Source organism: Arthrobacter sp. DMZ02-1R (assembly GCF_057747935.1).
This window is the reverse complement of record NZ_CM173230.1, coordinates 2,504,588-2,518,630: the sequence shown is the minus strand read 5'-3', so window position 1 is coordinate 2,518,630 and position 14,043 is coordinate 2,504,588. Positions and strand designations below refer to the sequence as shown.

Sequence of the window (14,043 nt, the reverse complement as noted above, 5' to 3'; positions counted from 1 at the left end):
TCAGCGATTTCTGGGGAGGAAGTTGTGCTCATGGAAGGCCTTCGTGGTCGACGGTTTATTTTCTATGTGTGTAGAGAATAGCATCGTGTAATCTGAGTCACAACGGTTGTAGAAAAAAGATTTGGGGAACGCGTGCCGAAGATCGTAGACCACGACAAGCGCCGGGTAGAGCTGGTCGAAGCCACCTGGCGGATCATCGCGAAGAGGGGGATCGAGGGCGCAACCATGCGTGAAATTGCCATGGAAGCAGGCTTTGCCAACGGCGCGCTCAAGCCCTATTTTCCGACGAAGGACGATCTACTGACGTTTGCGTTCGCCCACGTTTTCAACCAGACGAACGCCCGCATGGACATCTCCACTGCCGGCCAGCGCGGCCTGTCTGCTTTACGTAGCTATTGCCACGAAATCCTGCCGCTTGATGCTGAGAGGCTCAACGAGGCCCGAATTGCCATAGCTTTCTGGCAGCGCGCACTCACGGACCCGGCGAAGGCGGCCCTGCATGATTCCTCGATGGAGCAATGGCGTGAGTCGCTATTCGCCAGGCTCCGTGAAGCCATGGACCTTGGCGAACTGAAGGAGGGGCTCAACGACGACGACATCGTTGGAGGGATCATGACGTTCGCCCTCGGTGCCCAAATCACCGCCACCCTCACTCCCGAACACCACTCGCCGGATCAGTTGCGGTCCCAGTTGGAGACCTACATTTCGCTTATCTCTTCTGAAAAGAATGCACTCGTTCCGACTCGCGGCTCGACGAGTTCTGATTAGCCTGTGCGCCGTTGCGGCAGGACTGGCCGAGCGACCGGCGCCGGCTGATGAAGACGACGCCGGCGGATGAAGACGACGACTGACCGGGCCGATTAATTCGGCCGGTCCGAGACTTCTTCAGCCTTGGCCCGGATGAAGCTGAGGTCCTCGGGGGAGAGGCTGACCTGGCTATGCTGGTCGGCGTCAGGGGTGACGCCCGTTTCTTGGTGAATTATTTCCGCGATGGTGCGGGGTAGAACCACGCAGCCAGGGTTGTCGGTGAGCCATCGTCGCGTTTCGGGACTGAGCTTGTCCCAGTGGTTCCTGATGTCCATCTCCATGGATGACGCCTAACTGAGTAGGTACGGAACAATATGCCGGCCGAAGCCGGTGCCGGAAGCGTAATCAGGATACGCCGGGGCTTGGGTGAATGACAGGGCCGCCCATTAGCCGATCAGTGCCCGTCGATCCGTAGATATCGGAGGCTTGCCGGATGCCGTCGTTGCGTCCCGGGAAGGATGCGCCTAGCGTGATCACACATGGGAGCCGCACGATGGGTCATGAGATGACAACTCCAGCCGAAGGCATCGGCTTCCGCTCCCAGCGTGGACCGGTGCTGATTGCCCTGATGCTGTCGAGCGGGCTCGTCGCGATCGACTCCACGATTGTGGCGACCGCAGTGCCCTCGATTGTGCGTGAAATCGGAGGTTTCTCTTCGTTCCCGTGGCTCTTTTCCGCTTACCTGCTTGCGCAGGCCGTCTCGGTTCCCGTTTACGCGAAACTCTCCGATATGGCAGGTCGCAAACCGATCATCCTCACCGGCATCGGACTCTTCCTGCTCGGCTCGATCCTCTGCGGGTTGGCGTGGAGCATGCCGACGCTCATCGTATTCCGCGTCGTGCAAGGGCTGGGTGCCGGTGCGGTGTTGCCCGTTGCCATTACCATCGCAGGAGACATCTACTCCCTGGCCGAGCGCGCGAAGGTGCAGGGCTACCTCGCCAGCGTGTGGGCGGTCTCGTCTGTCGTAGGCCCCACCCTGGGAGGGGTATTCTCTTCGCTCGGACTTTGGCGCGGAATCTTCCTCGTCAACATTCCACTGTGTCTCGTGGCCGCGTGGATGCTGGTTCAAAAGTTCCACGAGAACATCGAACGCATAAAGCACCGGGTCGACTACCTCGGAGCCGCTCTTCTCACAACGTCCTTGACCCTGATAATCCTGGGAGCTCTGGAGGGCGGCCAGGCGTGGGCATGGACCTCCCCGATCAGCGTCGCCGTGTTCGCCACTGGTTCAGTCCTGTTTGTTGCCTTCGTCTTGGTCGAACGGCGAGCGGCCGAGCCCGTCCTTCCACCCTGGGTCGTCTCGAGGCGCCTTCTTGTTACAACGACAATGATCTCCTTCGGTGCGGGAGCAATAGTGCTCGGACTTACCTCCTACGTTCCCACTTTCCTCCAAGGAGCGCTTTCGGTTTCCCCGGTTCTGGCGGGCCTTTCCTTGGCGGCCTTGACAATTGGCTGGCCGGTCAGTGCCTCGCAATCGGGGCGTTTCTACCTTCGGATTGGATTCAGGGCAACAGCTTTGATCGGGATCACGGTCACATTCATCGGCGCGCTGGTCCTTGCCGTCACTGCCTATACGCCGAACCTCGTCCTCGTCGCTTCCAGCTGCTTTATCTCCGGGCTCGGACTGGGGCTCCTTGCAACCCCGAGCCTGATCGCTGCCCAGTCCAGTGTCGATTGGAACGAGCGCGGAGTAGTGACAGGCACCAATCTCTTTGCTCGTTCCATTGGCAGCTCACTAGGGGTTGCAGTCTTCGGGGCCGTGGCAAATGCAATCTACGCTGGCAGCCCCGGCGGCGAGAAGAATCCGCAGACGATCGTATACGCCTCTGCTGCAGTATTTCTTGCGGTGCTTGTATGCGCAGCGCTCACCGTCGCCGCGGTCCTCGCCATGCCGTCCACAATCCTTGAGGATTTGCATCCTCAGGTGACTAAGTTCTCTGGCTCCTCTGGAGACTGATTGGCTTCGCGGCCACCCGGACGGACAACGCGGATTTTCGCGGTGGGGGACTCTGACTGTTCGGGAAGCTGGATGCGGATTTCGAGGACACCGTCCTCGTACGTGGCCACGATGCCGTCCTGGCGCACACCCCTGGGAAGCGGGATGCTACGTGAACGTTCGCCATAGCGAAGTTCGCTGCGATAACCCTTCTTGGCTACGTGATCGGCGTTCTCCTCCCTCCGCGCCTGGATGTGGAGGCTGTCGTCGTAGACACTGATGTCGACGTCCGTCTCTGGGTCGATTCCCGGCAAATCCACTCTGACGACCAGGGTGTCCCCTTCTTGGTATTGCTCGATGCGAAGCGAAGGGTCGGATTCGCCTTGAAGGAAACGTCTGACGGGCTCCGGGACTTCGAGTCCGCCGCGTCGGAGAAAGTTGTCCATGCTGACCTCCTGATAGGTGCCGACTGGCAGCCAATGCGGGTGTCCTGATGAGAAAAAAGCTACGCCGGGCGTGCCCGCATGGCTAGCTCTTGGGCGTGTCTTGACGTCCAGTCTGGCCGGCCGGAAACTGGGCATAGGAGGCGCACCGTGGGCAATTTACCGTGGTTATTCGTGCTGCTCATCCCGTCGCTGGGTTTCATCGTCTTTTTGGTTTACGTAAACATTCGTCTGTCACGCAGGCGGAAAGCTCTTGGACTGCCCCCTCTCGGCCTGACTCCCCGTCGCGGCAAGACTGGCCACCGGAAGCATCACAAGTACGCGATAATTCATCGCCTCAAACACTGATGGGGAGAGGTAGGGCGCCCAGCCGCTCGTCCTGTGAGCTTGTCAGTTTTGATGAAAGTCGGGGGCCTTTGGGGCATCGAGTATGCCGGCGAATTTTTCTTCCAAAGCCGCGATGGTCGCTTCGGGCAGGACAATCAGCCCATCCAGTTCACGCCTGGCACGCTTGTAGGCGGTCTGCCGCTCTGCCGGCGTCGAGGCACTGTCCGAGGCGATCCTGAGCAGCTTCCTGGCGGTCGCCAGCCGCTGGCGCTCGGGCCCGGAAAAGTTGCTGTCCTTGACGCGTTTGGCTTCCCGCTCGGCGACATCGAACGCCAGCTCAAAGCTGCGCACGGATGCGCGGTATTCCGCCAACCGGGCCGCCGTCGTAATGTCGCCGGGTGCGGCAGGGCGCAAACCGTCCGCTTCCCGCTTCGCCCGAAGAAAGGCCACCGTGAGCGGTTCGCGCACATCGGACATGACGGGAAAATCAATGAGTTTTCCGACGTCAAGCTCGTATTCCAGCCATCGCCGGTTCACTGCGTCGTGAGCCTCCTGCAGCCGGAGGACCTCGGCCTGGCTGGCCTCCTCAGCCTGCGCCGCTCGGTTCTGGAGCCGGTAGAGCTCCACCCGACGGCGATGCCGCCGTTCGCTGGCCCTTGACCACGACCGCGCCCATCCGCCAGCCAAACCGCTCAGGGGAAAGACCAGCCACCAGTAATGGCTGAGAAATTCGAAGAAGGGATTCACCGCTTCATCGTCCCACCGGCCCGGAGCGGTCTCAAGAGGCCAAAGCTGGCAAGAAGCCGAGGTTGCTCGGGGCTGAATATTTGTAGGGGAGGATGGGCGCCCGCCGCGTTTGGCCGTCTATTGGGAGGGGCTCGTCGATGGAAAGCAGGCCTAGCCGACCTTCTGGAGCCATTCGCTCAAGATGGGCAAGACGACTGAGCTATGCATCGCGCTGATGTGGTCTAGGCCGGGAAGTACCTGGACATCCCATCCCGCCTCCATGAGGGCCTGCCTGTGTAACGCCAAGGGTTCTCCGATCTTGACCCGGACATTTCCCCATGCGGGTCCGTAGTCGATCCGGTCGTCCGCGCCGGCGAAAGCAAGCCTCGGCAAATCCCGCGGGACCGCGGCGGAGGAGTCGTTGAAGTCCTGGAGGGCCTCGTAGAGGGTGACGAATTGGCGGGTTTGTGCCTCATTTGTCTGGACGGGGTCGGCGTCCCAGTCGCCGGGTTCCGCCGCAGTAGCCGGCGAAGGAACCTGATTGGCGGATTGAATCGCCATCGAGTGCGCTGCCCTCGTGACCGCCAGCATGCTCTCGTAGGGTCCATCGCGCGGAGGGTATCCGCCCATGGCCAGTGCCCAAAGGCGCTCCGTTCGGATTGCGAGTTGCAGCCCGCAAAGCGCCAACCATGAGTAACCGTAGTAAGCGAAGGTGCGGGCGTCAGCGGCATCGGCGATGGCAAGGAAATCCGCGGAGACATTCCCGGGGGTGAGGGTGTCCGGTGCAGGGTGGGTCATCCGATGTCCTTCGTAATCGGCAACGACCACTCGGTTTGTTCGCGCAAGGCCGTTGACCAAGTTGGGTCCCAGATCCGGGTCAGCGCCCCACCGGCGCATGGTGTCGGCTTCCTCCGGAAGATACCGGGTGATGCGTGCTGGGACTATCAGCGTACGCCCGTTCCCTTGGATGGTTACAGGGATCGTCGTGCCGTCGTGAAGAACGGCCTCGGCAATGTCAATCACGGCTTGCCCTCCATGCGGGTGCGGCGTCTTTGTGGTCAAGCTTGCCACTGAATCGCCGCCTTGGGATGGTCCCTGAATTTAGGGGCTTCCCCATCGACAGGCACCCGGGCCAGGAATAGCCTTAAGCCGTCCCATTCGACCGACGAGGATGACGGAGAGGTATCCGACATGGGAGCTGCAGAAAACGCTGAATTGGTCCGGCGAGGGTACGAGGCCTTTAATGCAGGTGATCTGGCGGCACTCGGCGAGTTGTTCGCGGAGGATGCAGTCTGGTACGCAGGTGGAAATGGCGCGCTGTCCGGGACGAAACAAGGACGCGACGCCATCCTGGCCTACTTCGGCGAGCTGGGAGCACGTTCCCAAGGTTCCTTCAAAGCGATGGTCCAGGACATCGTCGGCGGGGAAAACCACACTGTGGGGCTCCAGCAAAGCCACGCTGAAAGCGACGGAAAAATCCTCGATGTTGCAACTGCCATCTCCTTCGTACTCCGCGACGGAAAGGTTGTCGAGGGCCGGGAGTACTTCGAGGAGACGGCCCAGGCAGACGAATTCTGGGCCTGAATATCGGATTTGGATCCCGCGGAAGTGGAAAGGAACATTCATGGCCTCGACCGTGAACTACTTCGAAGTTGGCTCTCCTGATCCGGACAGTGCGCGGACCTTCTACGGCTCACTCTTCGACTGGGCGTTTAGTGAGTCCTCGCCCGCTGGCTACCAGATGGTGAATGGCGACAAGGGCGGTCTATGGAACACCGCGTCGCTGGACGGGACGTCCTGGGCGATCTTCTACGTGGAAGTCGACGACGTGAAGGCCGCGATCGCCAAGGCAGAGTCTCTCGGTGCGAGTGTGGCCCTTCCGTTCGTTGACAACGGCGCTATCGAGTTCGCGCACCTCCTGGACCCGCACGGCAACCGTTTTGGAGTATGGCGTCCCAAACTGCCGGATTGAAGCGCCACGTGAACACTCGTGCGACACTCGATGAAAAGGACGAAATGCATTGACACTCGATACATTGCCCGTGCTCGATCTTTCACGTTTGAATGCCGGAGCAGACGAGGCGGCCCGGTTCCGTGAGGAACTCCGCAATGCCATGCACGAGATTGGCTTTCTCTACCTGGCCGGGCACGGCATCCCGCAGGAGTTGACGGACGCGATTCTCGATGTGTCACGCCGCTTCTTCGAGTTGCCGGAAGAAGAAAAACTCGCCATCGAGAATGTCCACAGCCCCCAGTTCCGCGGTTACACCCGTGTCGGCGGTGAGCTCACCGACGGTGGGGTCGATTGGCGCGAGCAGATCGATATCGGCGTCGAGCGTGACGCTGTGGAGCCGGGGCCGGACGTTGCGGCCTATTGGCGCCTGGAAGGGCCCAATCTGTGGCCAGCCGCGCTCCCGGAAATGCAAGGGATTGTCTCAGAATGGACAGGACGGCTGAGCGCCATTTCCCTGACACTGCTGCGGGCCCTGGCGGTTTCTCTCGGAGCGCCCGAGGACACCTTTGATGCTGCGTTCGCCGCGCGGGCTTTCCCGGTGCTCAAGATTGTCCGATATCCGGGGGAATCCAACCCGGAACCCAAACAGGGCGTCGGGTCACACCGCGATGGAGGCGTGCTGACGCTCCTCCTCGTGGAGCCCGGAAAGGGCGGCCTCCAAGTCGAGTATCAAGGGAAGTGGATTGACGCGCCCCAAGTGCCGGGAACATTCGTGGTCAACATTGGCGAAATGCTGGAACTGGCCACGAACGGCTACCTCAAGGCAACCCTGCATCGCGTGATCTCACCTCTTCGAGGTACTGACCGGATATCCCTACCGTTTTTCTACAATCCGGCGCTGGACGCGAGAATGCCGCAGCTCGCGGTGAGCCCGGAGTTTCAAGCGAAGGCGCGCGGCCTGTCGGTTGACCCGACGAACAGCCCGATTCTTGAAACCTACGGTGACAACGCCCTCCGCTACCGGCTTCGGGCACATCCGAACGTCGTCGCGGCCCAGCATGCTGACCTGCTGACAGGCTGACTGCGCCGGAGCGGATAATGAGGGCATGGACTTCGAACTCCTCACTATCCGGGACTGCCCGCACGGGTCCGCAGCCCGGGAACTGTTTTCCCAGGCCTTGGAGCTTGTTGGGACCGATCCTGCGCTGATAGCAGTCAGGGAGATCATGACGGACGAAGAAGCCACCGTGTCCGGCTTCCACGGATCCCCGACGTTCACCCTGGACGGAGTCGACCTCTTCCCGTCGACGGCCGAACCGGCCATGACTTGTCGCGTCTACCCTACGGTCGGAGGCCTCTCCGGGCTGCCCAGCCTGGAAGCCCTTCGGCAGGCGATCCGGGCGAGGCTGGCTGCCTAGCGCCCGACGCCGGGACACTCGGCCTTGCGCGTCAGTCGAGGTGAGGGCGCGCTAAGGTGACGTCGCAGCAGCTCACAGCTGATCCCGCTGCGGGTTCTTAGTCGTTATCCTTTGCCTTTGCCACTGCTCTTATGATTCCCAGGGGCTGGTGCCACAGGAGGTGGCGACTCAACGCTCGAAGAGGGCACGGGCGCAGCGTTGCTAGGCGTTGTTGTTGGCGTCGCCTCGACGCTGGGAAGTGGTGCAGGGACCGCTGGATCCGTCGGCTGGAAGGCGCTCACACCAATGATCACCAAGGCGGTGGTAAGCAGTCCGGCGCCGATGGCCCAGGCCGAGCGGCGCGGGCGGCTTAGCGATTTCCCTCGCCATTGTCGCCAGTTTCGCATGGTTGGCACGACGACGGTGCCGTTACCACTGCTTTCGCTCCCCGATGCCACAGGCTGCAGGCGCGTCTGGATTGCTGGGCTGGCTGTGCGGGGAGGGCGGTCGGGCAAGCGGGGAAGCGTCTGCGTGGCCCCGTGGGCGACCCCGGGCATCCCCGCGGGAACGCCTGGGATCGCCGCCGGAACGCCGGAACTGATCGCACCCCGGAGTGCTTGCTCAACGTCTCGCGCTGAAGGTCGTTCGGAGGGGCGGGTCAATGTCATGGCGGCGAGGAGGTCAACCCACCGCTGCCCGAGGGTCGCCGGAACACGGGGTGGACGGTGTAGCCTCGCAACGGCCGACTCCACGCTGGTTCCCGGGTATTCGAGCGTTCCGGTGAGGCACTCGAGGAGGACGAGCCCCAGCGAGTAGATGTCACTTGCCGGACCGAGGGTGGAGCCGGTGGCCTGTTCCGGGCTCAGGTACGCGGCGGTTCCGACCATGGTGCCTGTTGCCGTCAATCGGGTTCCCTCAATGATTCGCGCGATTCCGAAGTCCGTGAGCTTGGGCCGCATTGTGGATCCAGCGGGAGCCTCGGCCAGGAGGACGTTCGCCGGTTTGATATCGCGGTGGATGATCCCACGCCCGTGGACATACTCCAGGGCCGAAGCAAGATCTGCTCCGATATGGGCAACGTCCCCGATCGCCAGTGGGTGGCCCCGCAATCTGGCATGCAGATCCGGTCCGTGAATCAGTTCCATGGTGAGGAATGTCCGCGGATGCTCCGGGTCCCGGTGGTCGGTGCCTGCGTCGAAGAGAGTCACGAGCGACGGGTGGTTGAATGTCGCAAGGAGCCGCATTTCGTTTTCGTGCCGGGCGAGCCCCTCCGGGCCTCCCAATAGCGGAGCAAAGAGTTTCAGCGCCACGTCGCGGCCCAGTCTCTCATCCTGTGCCTGGTACACCGACGCCGTCGCGCCGCGGCCGATCAGGCTTCCCAGCCTGTATCGACCTGCTACAAGAGCATCGTTCTCTCCGGTGATAGGGCCATCCGGCACAGCTCCCTCGCTTTCTTTGAACCTGCGGAAACTGCAATGCAGCCTGCGAGACACACGCCCCTCTAGGGTAATCGTCCCGCGCGACGAGAAAGTTACGGTTCGGCCGAAAGTCCCCTGACAAGATGAACGGCGGGTGAACAAAGGCTCAAGCGCCCGTCCGCGGGGGTGATATTCAGCGGCTTCTGTGCCTACGTTGGTGCGGGAGTTCCGATACCGGAGCGCGCGGTGAGGCAACCGCAACCCAGTCCGTGAAATATCCAATGAGCAATCAAGAAGAGAATTCCGGAGGTCTTCATGCCTATTCTGACTAGTCTTGCAACCAGTAAAGCAGTGATCACCATGATCACTGCTGGCGCCATCGCAGCAGGAGGCGGCGCCGCCGCCTTTACCAGCATCACCACCACGGAAGCGCCGGCTCCTGCGTCCACCGCATCGGCCAGCCCGTCGGCGTCGGCGCCTTTGGTGCCTCCGACGACGGCGGCGCCCCCTGCGAAGGCTCCCGACACGGAGTTATCGGACCCATCGCCGTCGGCTCCCGCAACTGAGGACCCAGCTGAGCAGGAGCCCAGCGGGCCGGCGCCCACTCGCACTCCGAGTTCACCAGTACCCGCTCCTACCGAAGCGTCACCTTCGTCCGATGTCGCGCCGGTTGAGCCCGCTGATCGTGACGACGACGGAATGACGGAGGTCAAGGACGAAGGCGCTGGCCGCCGCAACGCGGACCACGAGTCGGAGGGCAAAGGCCAGCATAAGCCGGACCGCGCCCATGCCGAGGGCAACTCGGACGCCGGCAAGCGCTAGGGTTCCCAGCCAGTAGGCTGGCTCAAGCGCGCAGCCGTAGCGGGAGGGCTTTTCGGCCCTCCCGCTACGGGGCTGTCCGGCTCTGCAGGTCCTGCCTTTCCGCTTGCCGGGCCAGATCGAGGGTTTTCGAAATGACGGCCACGCGCTGCTCCACTGTTGCGTTCGGCGGAGCGGCCACTTTGATTCCCCGAAAGTCGGCGCCGGTCCCAGGGCCTGCGGCGCGCAGGCATTCCTCCATGCGTTCAACGGTCAGGAGGGACGACGCCTCGAGGACGTCGAGGTCAGCGGCCGACTCGGCCGACGACGGGTCGGCGTGGCTCTGCATACGGGGTGCGGGCGGGACATGGACGTCGGCCCAGGCCGGACCGTACCGGGTATCAACGCCCGCGCAGCCCGAGAGCACGAAACCTCCCAGCAGGTCACCCTCGCGAAGGAAGTTGATATGCTCCAGCGCGGCCTCCGGTCTGCGTTGCTCAAGGACTGAGCGCCCCCAATTGATGGCAATTCCCATGGGCCGGCCGGTTGACTCGATCACGCTGTGCACTGTCTCGGCCTCCTCCTCGAGGGAAAGGAACCCCTTGGCCGGTGCCTGGCCGGGGGCAAATGCGTCACAGTGTTCGAGCGCAAGCCGTGCACCGTTCCACTCCCACTGGGAAATTTCGGCCAACGAGTCGGACAGGGCGGCCGTGGAGGCTCGTTGCCCATCTGCCCACGGGGCCGAATGGATCTCAAGCGCAACAACCGCGGACCGGCCTACGCGCTCGTTGAGCCTTCCGACGGCCCTCAGCGCATCGCGAATGAAGTCGATTGCTGCCCGGCGCCCGGCCATGGAGGTTGAGGCCAAACCGAAGCAGGGGTCTGAACCGAGCCTGGCCATGGTCCCGGGAATGGTCGTCACCACAAAGTCCGCTTGGTCAGGCAATTGCTGCAGGAACCAGGCTTCGTCGTCTTTGTGCAGCGCTCCCGTGAACGGGACTTCGAGGCCGGCAACGCCTTCCAGTTCCACGACGGATTTCAGGAATCTTCCCTCAGCCGATGGATTCCATCCGGTCAGGCTTGGGGCGGCGGCATACGCTCCCACGAAAAACCCGGTCATCGGCTGACCGGTTCATGGTTGCCCAGGAGCCACAATTCTTCGCGGCGCGGAAGCCCTTCCCAGTCGCCGGGTACCAGGCAAACAAATGCCCCTGTGCTTACGGCAGTTTGAAGGCGCTCCCTGGGCTCGCGTCCCTCGACAAATTCGGCCAAATAGCCGGCCACGAACGCGTCGCCGGCGCCCACGGTGTCGAGGGCTTCGATGGCCAGTGCTTCCTGCCGGAAGACCTGGCTTTCAATGCAAGCCAGGGCGCCCTCGGCGCCCAACTTGATAACCACTTGGCTTGGGCCCATAGCGGCAATGCGCCTGGCGGCTTCTTCGGCGTCGGCGGCTGGTCCGACGGCGAGCCGGGCTTCCTCAAGTCCAGCGAACACTATGTCCACGTGCGGGATGATCTCGCGGTAGGCGCTTCCGGCGGTTTCGGGTTCCCAGAGCTTGCTGCGGTAGTTCAGGTCGAAGGAGACCGGAACGCCCGATGCTTTGGCTGCGGCGATCGCGTACCGGAGCGTGGCAGCAGCTTGGGAAGAGAGCGCCGGCGTGATGCCGCTGACGTGGAGCAGGGCGGCGCCGGCGATCAGCCGTTCGTCGACGTCGTCGGGGGCAATCCTTGAGCCCGCGCTGCCGGACCGGTAGTAGGCGACCTTCTGGGCTGTGGGGGTCCGGCGTTCCTTGATCATCAGGCCGGTCGGCGCCTCGTCGTCAACCGTCACGCGGACGTCGACGCCCTCCGCGCGGATCTCCCGCTCCACAAGCTGACCGAGGGAATCGGCACCTATGCGGCCGCACCAGACACTTTGGACGCCCAAGCGTTGCAGGCCGATGGCGACGTTGGACTCAGACCCTCCGATGCCGAGGCTCATGGTGGAGGCATGGGCCAACGGGCCGGCCTTGTCCGATGACATGAGCGCCATGGTTTCGCCGAGGGTCACGACATACGGCTTGCTGTTCATCGCTCGCCACCTGCCTCATCAACGAGGTTGCGGACCCGTCGCGCACGTGCGGTCAACTCGGTCAGGCTCCCGCCTTTGAACGCGTCGCCGAGAAGTGGCCCTCCGAGGCTGACTGCCAATGCGCCGGCGCGGATCCATGCCGGTACGTCCTCGATGTCGACCCCGCCGGACGGAACCACCTCGATGTCCGGAAAGGGGCCGCGCAACTGCGATACGTAGCCAGGACCGACCGTCGAGGCTGGGAAGACTTTGACGGCGGTGGCGCAGAGCTTCCAACCGGCGTGGAGTTCGGTGGGGGTCAGCCCGCCCGGGAAGACGGGCACGCCGCGCATTGTGCACGCAGTGATGACATCCGGTTCAGTGATGGGCGTGACGATGTACGCGGCACCCAGGTCAAGTGCCATTGCGGCCTCGGCACCAGTGGTCACGGTGCCGACGCCGAGTTCGACGGAGTTGCCGAACCGCTCTTGCAGTAGGGGAAGCTCGTCGAACACTCCCGGTGTGCTCAGAGTCAGTTCGATACTGAGCACGCCGCCTTCCCGGAGGGCCTCGATGACGGGGGTGTAGTCCTTCGCGTGCCGGGCCCGCAGCACCGCCACGACCCTGGTCTCGCGGAGGATGGTGGATGGTGCCGGGCGGGAGACGGTGTCCGGGGTTTCGAGACGGAGCATGGATGTCCTTCGTGCGGTGCTTGGTTGGTGGGGTTCCGACGGCGGCACGTGCCGCCGTCGGACCTTCGGGTGTTACTGGACGTGCTGCGCTTCGGCGGTCAGCGGGATAACGCCGCTTTTGCTGTGCGCGGCGTCCTCAGGGTCCGTGAGGTCGCGGTTCAGGGTTTCAGGGGACATCCGGGTGGCGATGAAGCTGATGAGCATGGTTGCGGACATGTAGATCGCCACAGGAATCCAGGAGTTGCTGAACATGCCCAGCAGCGCAGCGCAGATCATAGGGGCGATACCTCCGCCGATGATGGAGGAGAACTCGCGGCCCAAGGTGACGCCTGCGTACCGGTAGCGGCTGCCGAAGATCTCAGGGAAGTAGCTCATGTGCACGCCCACCACGCCTTGGCAGGCCAGGACGAAGCCGACCACGATCACCAACACGATGGCTACCGGCGAGCCGGTGGTCAGCAGGAGGAATGCGGGGGCGGGGAAGAGGATGAGCGCGCCGGTGATGAGGGAGACGACGCGCCGGCGCCCGATCTTGTCGGACAGGATTCCGAAGGACACTGCCGCGACGCCGCCACAGAGTGAACCGATGAGGAGCACGGGCGGGATGAACTTCGGGTCCGTTCCGATCACGGTGATGAGGTAGGAGGCCATGAACACCTGGATGGTGTAGGACTGGGTGCTGACGCCGAGGTTCATGAGGATGACGCGGAGGACGTTGGCTTTGCCGTACTTGGCAACTTCCCGCAACGGTGCCGGGGGTTCCGTGCGGGCCTGCTTGATCTCCTCGAAGACCGGTGATTCGTCGAGCTTGCGCCGGATGACCAGCGCAGCGATGGTGACGAAGATGCTGGAGAGGAAGACGAGCCTCCAGCCCCACGTAAGCATGTCGTTGGGTGCCAGGGACTGCGCCGCGATCCACACGAGTGCGCCGAGCGCCGTTCCGGCGGCTGCACCAACCATGATGAGGGAAGCCAGCTTGCCTCGGGTTCCAGGGGCTGCAGACTCTGTGAGCAGGGTTGCGCCGCCCGATTGTTCAGCGCCGGCTCCGAAGCCCTGGGCTGCTCGGCAGACACAAAGCAGGACCGGGGCAAAGATGCCGATCTGGCCGAACGTCGGCAGGAGCCCGATGGCCAGCGTGGCCCCGCCCATCAGGAGCAGCGTGACGACGAGGACCCATTTGCGGCCGAGACGGTCGCCGAAGTGGGAGAAGAAGATCCCGCCGAGGGGCCGGAACAGGAATCCGACGGCGAAAGTGGTGAAGCTGGCGAGCAGTGCCGCGGCGGGCGAGATGTTAGGGAAGAAGAGCTTGCTGAAGACCAGCGCCGACGCCGTTCCATAGATGACGAAATCGTAGAGCTCCAGGGTGGTGCCGATGAGTCCGGCGACGGCGGCCTTGCGGACCTTGCTTTGGTCCACTGGCGTGGGTGGGAGGTTTGCTGCTGTGGTCATTTCCATACTCCTTTGAATGGATGCCCGCTTGCCCGTAGGTGGGCCGA

The 14,043-nt window shown here is 63.0% G+C and carries 16 protein-coding genes; 7 read left to right on the top strand and 9 right to left on the bottom strand.

The window, feature by feature from the left end:
• Positions 1-132: 132 nt before the first annotated feature.
• Entirely contained in the window at positions 133-768 is a 636-nt protein-coding gene (locus tag AC3ANQ_RS12225) for a TetR/AcrR family transcriptional regulator (protein WP_488301291.1), read from the top strand.
• A 92-nt stretch (positions 769-860) separates the two neighbouring features.
• Here AC3ANQ_RS12225 and AC3ANQ_RS12220 read toward each other — a convergent pair whose 3' ends face one another.
• Entirely contained in the window at positions 861-1,088 is a 228-nt protein-coding gene (locus tag AC3ANQ_RS12220) for a hypothetical protein (protein ID WP_488301290.1), read from the bottom strand.
• A 224-nt stretch (positions 1,089-1,312) separates the two neighbouring features.
• On the opposite strand from AC3ANQ_RS12220, the gene AC3ANQ_RS12215 reads away from it, so the two are divergent.
• On the top strand, positions 1,313-2,764 hold the full coding sequence (locus AC3ANQ_RS12215; protein WP_488301289.1) for an MFS transporter: 1,452 nt from the start codon (positions 1,313-1,315) through the stop codon (positions 2,762-2,764).
• On the opposite strand, the gene AC3ANQ_RS12210 is transcribed toward AC3ANQ_RS12215, so the two are convergent.
• The 3 genes from AC3ANQ_RS12210 to AC3ANQ_RS12200 form a co-directional block, all read right to left on the bottom strand.
• Positions 2,728-3,189: an Hsp20/alpha crystallin family protein gene (locus AC3ANQ_RS12210; protein ID WP_488301288.1), complete on the bottom strand. Its 462-nt coding sequence runs from the start codon at positions 3,187-3,189 to the stop codon at positions 2,728-2,730. The genes AC3ANQ_RS12215 and AC3ANQ_RS12210 overlap by 37 nt on opposite strands.
• A gap of 387 nt (positions 3,190-3,576) precedes the next feature.
• Positions 3,577-4,260 carry a hypothetical protein gene (locus tag AC3ANQ_RS12205; RefSeq protein WP_488301287.1) on the bottom strand — a complete coding sequence of 228 codons (684 nt, stop codon included), beginning with the start codon at positions 4,258-4,260 and terminating at the stop codon, positions 3,577-3,579.
• Positions 4,261-4,410: 150 nt separating this feature from the next.
• Positions 4,411-5,262 (bottom strand): alpha/beta fold hydrolase, encoded by an 852-nt coding sequence (locus AC3ANQ_RS12200; RefSeq protein WP_488301286.1) that lies wholly within the window; start codon positions 5,260-5,262, stop codon positions 4,411-4,413.
• Positions 5,263-5,430: 168 nt separating this feature from the next.
• Between AC3ANQ_RS12200 and AC3ANQ_RS12195 the strand changes: the two genes are divergently transcribed.
• The 4 genes from AC3ANQ_RS12195 to AC3ANQ_RS12180 are packed head-to-tail and all read left to right on the top strand — an operon-like array spanning position 5,431 to position 7,611.
• Complete coding sequence (locus tag AC3ANQ_RS12195; protein ID WP_488301285.1) at positions 5,431-5,823, top strand: nuclear transport factor 2 family protein; 393 nt, start codon at positions 5,431-5,433, stop codon at positions 5,821-5,823.
• Between the two features lie 40 nt (positions 5,824-5,863).
• Positions 5,864-6,211 carry a VOC family protein gene (locus tag AC3ANQ_RS12190; RefSeq protein WP_488301284.1) on the top strand — a complete coding sequence of 116 codons (348 nt, stop codon included), beginning with the start codon at positions 5,864-5,866 and terminating at the stop codon, positions 6,209-6,211.
• Positions 6,212-6,260: 49 nt separating this feature from the next.
• On the top strand, positions 6,261-7,274 hold the full coding sequence (locus tag AC3ANQ_RS12185) for an isopenicillin N synthase family dioxygenase (RefSeq protein ID WP_488301283.1): 1,014 nt from the start codon (positions 6,261-6,263) through the stop codon (positions 7,272-7,274).
• Positions 7,275-7,299: 25 nt separating this feature from the next.
• On the top strand, positions 7,300-7,611 hold the full coding sequence (locus AC3ANQ_RS12180) for a hypothetical protein (RefSeq protein WP_488301282.1): 312 nt from the start codon (positions 7,300-7,302) through the stop codon (positions 7,609-7,611).
• Positions 7,612-7,715: 104 nt separating this feature from the next.
• Here the strand turns inward: AC3ANQ_RS12180 and AC3ANQ_RS12175 are convergent, their stop codons facing one another.
• Positions 7,716-9,029, bottom strand: a complete 1,314-nt coding sequence (locus AC3ANQ_RS12175; protein WP_488301281.1) for a serine/threonine-protein kinase — start codon at positions 9,027-9,029, stop codon at positions 7,716-7,718.
• Positions 9,030-9,323: 294 nt separating this feature from the next.
• Here AC3ANQ_RS12175 and AC3ANQ_RS12170 point away from each other — a divergent pair, with 294 nt between their 5' ends.
• Positions 9,324-9,830 carry a hypothetical protein gene (locus AC3ANQ_RS12170; RefSeq protein ID WP_488301280.1) on the top strand — a complete coding sequence of 169 codons (507 nt, stop codon included), beginning with the start codon at positions 9,324-9,326 and terminating at the stop codon, positions 9,828-9,830.
• Positions 9,831-9,894: 64 nt separating this feature from the next.
• Here AC3ANQ_RS12170 and AC3ANQ_RS12165 read toward each other — a convergent pair whose 3' ends face one another.
• The 4 genes from AC3ANQ_RS12165 to AC3ANQ_RS12150 form a co-directional block, all read right to left on the bottom strand.
• Positions 9,895-10,926 carry a DUF4862 family protein gene (locus tag AC3ANQ_RS12165; protein ID WP_488301279.1) on the bottom strand — a complete coding sequence of 344 codons (1,032 nt, stop codon included), beginning with the start codon at positions 10,924-10,926 and terminating at the stop codon, positions 9,895-9,897.
• A complete protein-coding gene (locus AC3ANQ_RS12160; RefSeq protein WP_488301278.1) occupies positions 10,923-11,876 on the bottom strand; it encodes a sugar kinase in 954 nt (317 codons plus the stop codon). The genes AC3ANQ_RS12165 and AC3ANQ_RS12160 overlap by 4 nt, the downstream gene beginning before the upstream one ends.
• The gene (locus AC3ANQ_RS12155) at positions 11,873-12,547 is read right to left on the bottom strand and encodes a bifunctional 4-hydroxy-2-oxoglutarate aldolase/2-dehydro-3-deoxy-phosphogluconate aldolase (protein WP_488301277.1); all 675 of its coding nucleotides are present in this window, start codon (positions 12,545-12,547) and stop codon (positions 11,873-11,875) included. The genes AC3ANQ_RS12160 and AC3ANQ_RS12155 overlap by 4 nt, the downstream gene beginning before the upstream one ends.
• 72 nt (positions 12,548-12,619) lie before the next feature.
• Positions 12,620-13,996 carry an MFS transporter gene (locus AC3ANQ_RS12150; RefSeq protein ID WP_488301276.1) on the bottom strand — a complete coding sequence of 459 codons (1,377 nt, stop codon included), beginning with the start codon at positions 13,994-13,996 and terminating at the stop codon, positions 12,620-12,622.
• Positions 13,997-14,043 lie beyond the last annotated feature (47 nt).